General features: G+C 62.9%; 11 protein-coding genes, 1 tRNA gene and 2 pseudogenes. 4 read left to right on the plus strand and 10 right to left on the minus strand.

All coding sequences use genetic code 11. The features are described from left to right. Positions 1-40: 40 nt before the first annotated feature. The gene (locus tag VRZ77_RS19670; protein WP_414594273.1) at positions 41-769 is read right to left on the minus strand and encodes an SIMPL domain-containing protein; all 729 of its coding nucleotides are present in this window, start codon (positions 767-769) and stop codon (positions 41-43) included. A 202-nt stretch (positions 770-971) separates the two neighbouring features. On the opposite strand from VRZ77_RS19670, the gene VRZ77_RS19675 reads away from it, so the two are divergent. Continuing rightward, positions 972-1,047, plus strand: a tRNA-Ile gene (locus VRZ77_RS19675). Between the two features lie 200 nt (positions 1,048-1,247). On the opposite strand, the pseudogene xerC reads toward VRZ77_RS19675, so the two are convergent. From xerC to VRZ77_RS19715, 8 genes and pseudogenes are all read right to left on the minus strand, one after another. Then, positions 1,248-2,192, minus strand: a pseudogene (gene xerC / locus VRZ77_RS19680) (site-specific integrase); the annotation flags it as partial. Next, a complete protein-coding gene (locus tag VRZ77_RS19685) occupies positions 2,192-2,434 on the minus strand; it encodes a hypothetical protein (protein ID WP_414594274.1) in 243 nt (80 codons plus the stop codon). The pseudogene xerC and the gene VRZ77_RS19685, both read right to left, overlap by 1 nt. A 4-nt stretch (positions 2,435-2,438) precedes the next feature. Beyond that, the gene (locus VRZ77_RS19690; RefSeq protein ID WP_414594275.1) at positions 2,439-2,636 is read right to left on the minus strand and encodes a hypothetical protein; all 198 of its coding nucleotides are present in this window, start codon (positions 2,634-2,636) and stop codon (positions 2,439-2,441) included. Further along, positions 2,626-3,312: a hypothetical protein gene (locus VRZ77_RS19695; RefSeq protein ID WP_414594276.1), complete on the minus strand. Its 687-nt coding sequence runs from the start codon at positions 3,310-3,312 to the stop codon at positions 2,626-2,628. The genes VRZ77_RS19690 and VRZ77_RS19695 overlap by 11 nt, the downstream gene beginning before the upstream one ends. 63 nt (positions 3,313-3,375) lie before the next feature. Beyond that, on the minus strand, positions 3,376-3,729 hold the full coding sequence (locus VRZ77_RS19700) for a hypothetical protein (RefSeq protein WP_414594277.1): 354 nt from the start codon (positions 3,727-3,729) through the stop codon (positions 3,376-3,378). Continuing rightward, a complete protein-coding gene (locus tag VRZ77_RS19705) occupies positions 3,729-3,905 on the minus strand; it encodes a hypothetical protein (protein WP_414594278.1) in 177 nt (58 codons plus the stop codon). The genes VRZ77_RS19700 and VRZ77_RS19705 overlap by 1 nt, the downstream gene beginning before the upstream one ends. Then, positions 3,902-4,288: a hypothetical protein gene (locus VRZ77_RS19710; RefSeq protein ID WP_414594279.1), complete on the minus strand. Its 387-nt coding sequence runs from the start codon at positions 4,286-4,288 to the stop codon at positions 3,902-3,904. The genes VRZ77_RS19705 and VRZ77_RS19710 overlap by 4 nt, the downstream gene beginning before the upstream one ends. After that, the gene (locus tag VRZ77_RS19715) at positions 4,285-4,683 is read right to left on the minus strand and encodes a hypothetical protein (protein WP_414594280.1); all 399 of its coding nucleotides are present in this window, start codon (positions 4,681-4,683) and stop codon (positions 4,285-4,287) included. Before VRZ77_RS19715 ends, VRZ77_RS19710 begins: the two co-directional genes overlap by 4 nt. Positions 4,684-4,773: 90 nt before the next feature. On the opposite strand from VRZ77_RS19715, the gene VRZ77_RS19720 reads away from it, so the two are divergent. From VRZ77_RS19720 to VRZ77_RS19730, 3 genes are all read left to right on the plus strand, one after another. Further along, positions 4,774-5,001 (plus strand): transcriptional regulator, encoded by a 228-nt coding sequence (locus VRZ77_RS19720; protein WP_414594281.1) that lies wholly within the window; start codon positions 4,774-4,776, stop codon positions 4,999-5,001. A 389-nt stretch (positions 5,002-5,390) separates the two neighbouring features. Next, complete coding sequence (locus VRZ77_RS19725; RefSeq protein ID WP_414594282.1) at positions 5,391-5,636, plus strand: BrnA antitoxin family protein; 246 nt, start codon at positions 5,391-5,393, stop codon at positions 5,634-5,636. 126 nt (positions 5,637-5,762) lie between these two features. After that, positions 5,763-6,008 carry an Arc family DNA-binding protein gene (locus VRZ77_RS19730; RefSeq protein WP_414594283.1) on the plus strand — a complete coding sequence of 82 codons (246 nt, stop codon included), beginning with the start codon at positions 5,763-5,765 and terminating at the stop codon, positions 6,006-6,008. Positions 6,009-6,336: 328 nt separating this feature from the next. Here the strand turns inward: VRZ77_RS19730 and VRZ77_RS19735 are convergent. Next, positions 6,337-6,447, minus strand: a pseudogene (locus VRZ77_RS19735) (IS630 family transposase); the annotation flags it as partial.

Consider the following 6,447-nt stretch of genomic DNA (forward strand, 5'->3'; position numbering starts at 1 on the left):
CGCGCCGCCACCGCGAGACGGCGCCGCCGGTCATGCACGCTCAGCGCGGCTCGATCTCATAGGTGATCGAGACATTGGCGCGGCTCTCGCTCTCGCCGGCCTCGACCGGCACGGCGGAATCCATCTTCATCATCATCGGCGCCGCCGCCATGCGCGGCATTGGCCGCATGCCGGCCTCGCCGGTCATGTTGATGATGCGCACCAGCCGCACGCCGCCGACCTCGGCCATGATCTCGGCCTGCCGGCGCGCATCCTTGACCGCCGCCACGCGCGCAGCCTCCTGCATCGCCTGCGGCTCGGCGATGTCGAACGAGATGCCGCCGATCTGGTTGGCGCCGCTGGTCACCACCTTGTCGAGCAGATCGCCGAGGCGGGAGAGGTCGCGCACGCGCACGCTCACCGTGTTGCGCACCTCGTAGCCGGTGATGCGCGGCGCCTCGTTGCTGTCCTTCTTGGGCGGCTGATACTGCGGCTGCACCGAGAAGCCGGAGGTCGAGATGTCGCGCGCCTCGATGCCGGCCTCCTTGATCGCGGCGATCATGCCGGCGACCTGCGCGGTGTTGGCGTCGAGCGCCTCACGCGCGGTCTTGGCCTCGCTCACCACGCCCGTGGAGAAGCTCGCCATGTCCGGCACGGCGGTCGCGGTGCCCTCGCCGGTCACGGTGAGGGTCGGCCGGCGGGCGGCCGCGCCGATATCCTGCGCCGCCAGCGGCGACAGGCTTGCCGCGAGAGCGATGGCGGCAAGCGCGGCACGGGGAAACATCATCATGGAAACTCCCTGAAGGATAAAGGCGGGCCGCTGACCAAGCGGCACCGGCGGGCGTCGGCGCACACCACCGCCTGATAGCGGCGGCAATGGGGCGGGCGCGTCACGCAGGCGGGGATGGCGGCGCGCGGGCGGTTGGCGCGGCAGACCGCATTTGCTAGTTTCCGCCGGCGCTTCCCCGCGCCGCCGGGCCGCCGCCCGGATAGGGCCTATAGCTCAATGGTTAGAGCCGACCGCTCATAACGGTCTGGTTCCAGGTTCGAGTCCTGGTGGGCCCACCAATCTTCCGAAGCGGCTTTGATTTTCCATGGCTTTTCACCTTTTCCGTCCCACGCGGCGGAAGGGCGTGGGAAAGTGGGACATTCTCGCGGGCCTGCAGGGCGTCGAGGCGGGCGAACGCATTCGCCGCCATCAGCTTCCTTTGGGCCTTGCGGACGTAAATTTCGGCCGTCTCCAGCTTCTTCCATCCGAAGATGGCGCACAGCTCGGAGGCGCTCGCGCCGCTCTCGGCGAGGATCGTCGCGGCCGCCTTGCGCAGGCCATGCGCGGAGCAATGCGGCAGGCCAGCCTCGTTACACCAGTCGCGAAAGCGGTTGCCAAAGCTCTCCTTGGTGTAGCCCCTGCCGTACGAGGAGATAACGAAGGCCTTATCGCCTGTCGCCGTCGCGCTGATGATAGTCTTCAGCTCCGTCCGAATCGGGATCTGAATGCGCACGGGGTTCCGCCGCCGATTCTTGTCCTGCACGAAGTCGAAGTCGCCGCCGACCACGTTCTGCGGCCCGAGCGCGTAGACATCCCCTCGCCGGCCGCCAGTGTGCAGCACGAGAGCCAGCGCCAGGCGGGCCGGCGACCCGATCGGATGAATCGCCTCGAACTGGCGAACTTCATCGACCGTCCAGGTATGGAAGCCCTCGCTCCCGATATTGATCTTGGCAACGCCGGCCGCCGGGTTGCTGCCCATAAGCTTCTTCTTCACCGCCCAGGCGAAGAAGGCCTTGAGGTACTTCACCAGCTTGTCGGCCGCGCCGGGTGTGTCGCGCCGCTTGTCCCGGCTCTTTTCGATATCCTCGGCACGAAAGGCGCGGAGAGGCAGCGGCCCCGCCTGCTCGGCGTAGCGGCTCAGGACGCTGCGCTTGTCCTTCTGCGTCACCGCCTCATAGTTCTTGAACTCGGGTGAGGTGTAATAGAGGTTCAGCGCGTGCTGGAAAGTCCCCTCTTCCACGCGGCGGAGCTTCGGGCGGGGGTTTTCCTCCTCGCCCTTCATTGCCCGCATATAGGCGCCCATGAAGGCTTCCGAAGCCGTGCCGTCCGCATTCAGCTTCGCCTTGATACGCACCTTCTTGCGACCCGGCACACGAACGTACCAGCGCACATTGCCGCGCATGTCGATGTCCATGACGAGGTAGCGAAGCCGGATCGGCGCCATCAGAGAACCATGTCATCGAGGGGGTTATTCACCAGCGCGCCGTCGCGCATGGCCAGCCAGCAGTCCCGCACCTGCTCGGTATCCCAGAGCATCAGGCCGTCGACCTTGTGCCCCTTCGGCATGCGGCCATCGGCCACCCACTTGTCGAAGGTGGAAGCGGACACGCTCAGGCTCGCCGCCGCTTCTTCACGCCGGAGCGCGAAGCGGGGCAAGGTCTGTTCCCGGAGCGAGCGCGCCGACATGCCTTCAGTCCTTCCGGCTGGTCTTGCGGGTGTCGAGCGCCTTGCGCTCGGCATAAAGCGGGCTGGTCCGGCCACCGGAGCCGCCCTTGGTGATGAAACCCAGGTCACCCCGGCGCTTCATGCGGTAGAAGGTGGCTTCGCTCACGCCCATCTCGTGGGCAATGCGCTTTGCGCCGCGGATGGCGGGAGCGTCAGGCTTCATGGCGACCTCCACGCTTTCGAGGGGCACCAATGAGTTCCGCCACCGAGCGCAGCAGATCGCCTCGGAGTTCCGCTGTTAGATTCTTACCGGTCACAAACCGATACGTTTCACGCTCCAGCGCCGCCTGAGCAACCTTCTGCGCCTCATGATTGGCAGCATTCACGCTCTCGACCAAGGCGGCCAACGAAGGATGGTAATAATGATAGCTACCGCCGAGCACCCGCAGTTCGGCGGCTGAGCCGTTTCGAGGCAGCCTCAACCAGACAAATGCAGGCGCCATACCCGGCAGTCCGGGATGCTGCTCTTTCCCGCGCTCGCTCGCTATGCGATCGATGGTCCCGTCACTAAGCGCTTCCAGCGTTTTTGCCAAAGCAACATCCAGAGTGGAAGCATTGTCACCAGACAGGGGGAATGCTTCGTCGACCAGCCCGCCTTTCTGGATCAGGTTGCTGAAAACGAACTCAGTATCAACGGCGCGTTCGGGGTGATCCGTTGCAGCACAAGAGATGAGATAGCGAGCCCCATCCAGAAACGTCATATGAGCGGCGCCACGCCCCCGCCCTGCTTGGGTTAGCCGCCCCGCCTCACGCAGCCTCCGCGCAAAAACCGTGAGGGTCGGAGCGGTATCGAGCTTCTTTTCCGCACAAAGAGAAACCAGTTCGCTCAAGAGTGCCATGTCATCTCTCCATTCATATGCACAATAGGCAAATGAATGAGAGTGCGCAATCTCATTGGTAAATTACGCAGATGAAATTGCCGGTTTCTCTCGCGCTCCCTGATACTCGGCCGCCGGCGACCACCCCGGCGGATCATCGCTGAAGTGGGCCCTCGCCTCGTAGCCGTGAAGCGGATAAGCGCCGAGAACGACAAACCCCTTGCCCTTCCAAAGCGAGGCCTGCCCGCTGGAATAATGCCCCGGATACAGTTCGGCGAGCGCCGCGCGGATCTCCGCCATGGCCTTTTCGATGCGCAGCTGCGGTGTGTGGACAGGTTCCCGGTGAATAGCGGGGACAGCGGGGATGACGTCCCGCGCAACCGCTGGCGTAACAGCCAGCGCCGGGCCGGCACCGAGGAGAAAAGCGCGCCGGTCCATTATCGCCTCCATTCCGCGAGATAGTCGATCTCGTCTTCGCCCGTGCCGTCGTCCTCAAGGTCGGGATCGAGGTCCAGCTCGTCGAGCATAGCGATCAGCGCCTCGATGGTGCGTTCGGCCCGCTCGCGCAGCTGCCGGCGCTCCACCATGACGAACTCGCGTGTGTGCGCGTTCATGGCCGCACCTCGCGTGTGCCGGAGGGCTGCAGCAGACGATGATCGCGGATCTTGATGTCGGCGACCACGATGCCCACCACGTTCTCGTCGAACCAGTCGCGCGGCACGAGGTGTTCGCCATAGTGCTTGTTGTCGACATAGAGCAGCAGCTGCCCCTTGCCGCCGAGCGTGCTGGAGGCCCGCGTCAGCTTCCAGCCGCCGAAGGTGTCCTGAAGCAGATAGAGCCCTTCGCCCTCATAGCCGGTGCAGGGCTGCACCAGCACATGATCCCAGCGGCTGCGCAAAGTCGGCTCCATGGTGTCGCTCGGCACCATCTCCAGTCGCAGGCGCGAGGAGCGCAGCGCATCGGAGGATCCCGTCAGCCCGAACAGATCGCCGCTCATGCCACCCTCCCGCCGAACCAGTCGGTGGCGGTGCGGCTGGTCAGGCCGGCGGCGTATCGCGCGTTGAACGAGTTGGCCGTGACAGACACCATCGCCATCTGGCCGGGGGTGAAGCTGCCATCGGCAAACGCTGGCGAGGCGAAGGCATCACTGTCCGGCAGGTGCAGGATGGGATGTTGCCTGGCGCCCGGATAAATCTCGGCGAGCGCCGCCTCGATCTCCTTCACCGCCCGGGCAATGCGCGCCTGAGGCGAGAGCGGCGGGGCCGCAAGGCTTGGCGTGGGCGCGGCCAGCGCCACAACGCCGGTGGGAACGGCGACAAGCGCCGCGCCAAGGCAAAGCGCCTGGCGCCGGCTGGGGACATGGCTGTCCCGTTCGCGAACATGGGTGCCCATGCGCGTGCTCCTGTGATAGAAATCGGAACCTGATGCCGATTTGCTCACATCATTCCGCTAACGTCAATCCGAAAAAGGAACAGTGTTCCGATGAATGCCGCGCAATGCCGTATGGCGCGAGCCGCACTTCAGCTGGGAGTGCGCGAACTGGCCGATATGGCGAAAGTCGCCGCGAGCACAGTGGCGCGCCTGGAAGCTGGTGAGGAACTCAAGCCCCGCACGGTGGAAGCGATCCAGCGCGCACTGGAGGAAGCCGGAGTGCTATTCATCGATCCGAATGGTAATGGCCCCGGGGTGAGATTGCGAGACCGCACATGACCAAGGAAAATTCCCAAATCTAATACTCGCCCCTCTCCGCCAGCGTGTCGGACCGGACGGCGGGACCGTAGAGGTCGCTATATGTCGGATCGTCAGCACCATCGACGGCTGATCGTTTGAGGTGATCGGCAGCGAAGGCGCCTCTACAGTGTGGGAGGATCTCTCCCCGACCTATTAGGAGGCTTTCGACGAATTCTGCAGCGTTGTGGCGGCGGACAGCCTTGCCAGCTTCCGCGAAGCGTCGGCCCACGAAATCCGACGGAAGAAGCCAGGCGCTGATCTACCTGCGAGCGTGGCGGAACTGGTAGACGCACCGAACTTAAATTCGGAGTCAATAGCGCCGGTTCGATGCACGCCGCCCGCTCCACCAACCGGATTCAAGGAAGCCCATGGCCAACACACCCACCCGCCGCTCCACCGGTTCAACTCGCGACACAGCGGAAGCCGCATTTAAGAGCGCCACGACCAAGCCAGTGCCGCCTGCTGAACCCGTATCCAGGACGCCGTTCATTCCCGGCGCGAAGGAGCAGGTGTCGATCCGCCTGGACCGTGACGTGCTCGAACGCTTCCAGGAAGACGGGCCGGGCTGGCAAGAGCGGATCAATGCCGCCCTACGCAAGGCGCTGGGGATGTAGCGCCATATCGATCCCGAAAGTCGCCGCGAGCTGCGCAAGGTGGCGCTGATCCATGGGACTGGCCCGGTGCTCTTGGCGGCGCTCGGGTTTGGTTATCCGTGGTGGCGGCTCGGATAGCGCGACGGGATGCGCGAGCGCATTGCCGAGGACGCGAAGAAGAACATCCGTTCGACGAACGCTGAAATTGTGACGCGGCTGGAATCGTCGTTCCTGCCCACGGTCCAAATTCCGATGCCGGACCTGAAATCGACCGACGATATCGATGAGATACTGGACCGCCTGTCCAAGACGGCGCATGAGTTGAGCCGTTACGAGAAGCACTACCCCTCGCTTCCCAAGCTAAAGCGCGGTTCTTTTGATAAACGAGTATGAAAAATGAGAAATAATGATATATCTACACTTAAATTAACGGGCGGAATCGTGAGTTCCGCCCGCTTTACAATCATTATTTGATCGACTTGCACACATCTACCAGATTTGGCAATTCTTTCATCTTCAGCTTCGCGACTCTCATAGCGATTTTTGACTCCATCTTGCCAAGAAACTTGGTTGAACGAAGTGCGCTTTTAACAGATCCATACTCCGATCGTTCGTAAGTATCTATTGCAGCATCAAAATAAATCTCTGTTGATTTTGTAAGATACTTATTTATCGCATTGCCAAATGTATCACTTTTCATTTTATCTAGAGCATTTTCGGTTTAATCCGGCTCATACCCAGCCGCGGCGAAGAAATTTGCGGCTTCGTTTGGCGTGACGAGGTCGATGAGGCGGCCGATGGCGTCCCATAAGGCCGGGATGGATCGCTCGGC

Origin of the sequence: Ancylobacter sp. G4_0304 (assembly GCF_047501495.1) — a bacterium.
Lineage (GTDB): Bacteria > Pseudomonadota > Alphaproteobacteria > Rhizobiales > Xanthobacteraceae > Ancylobacter.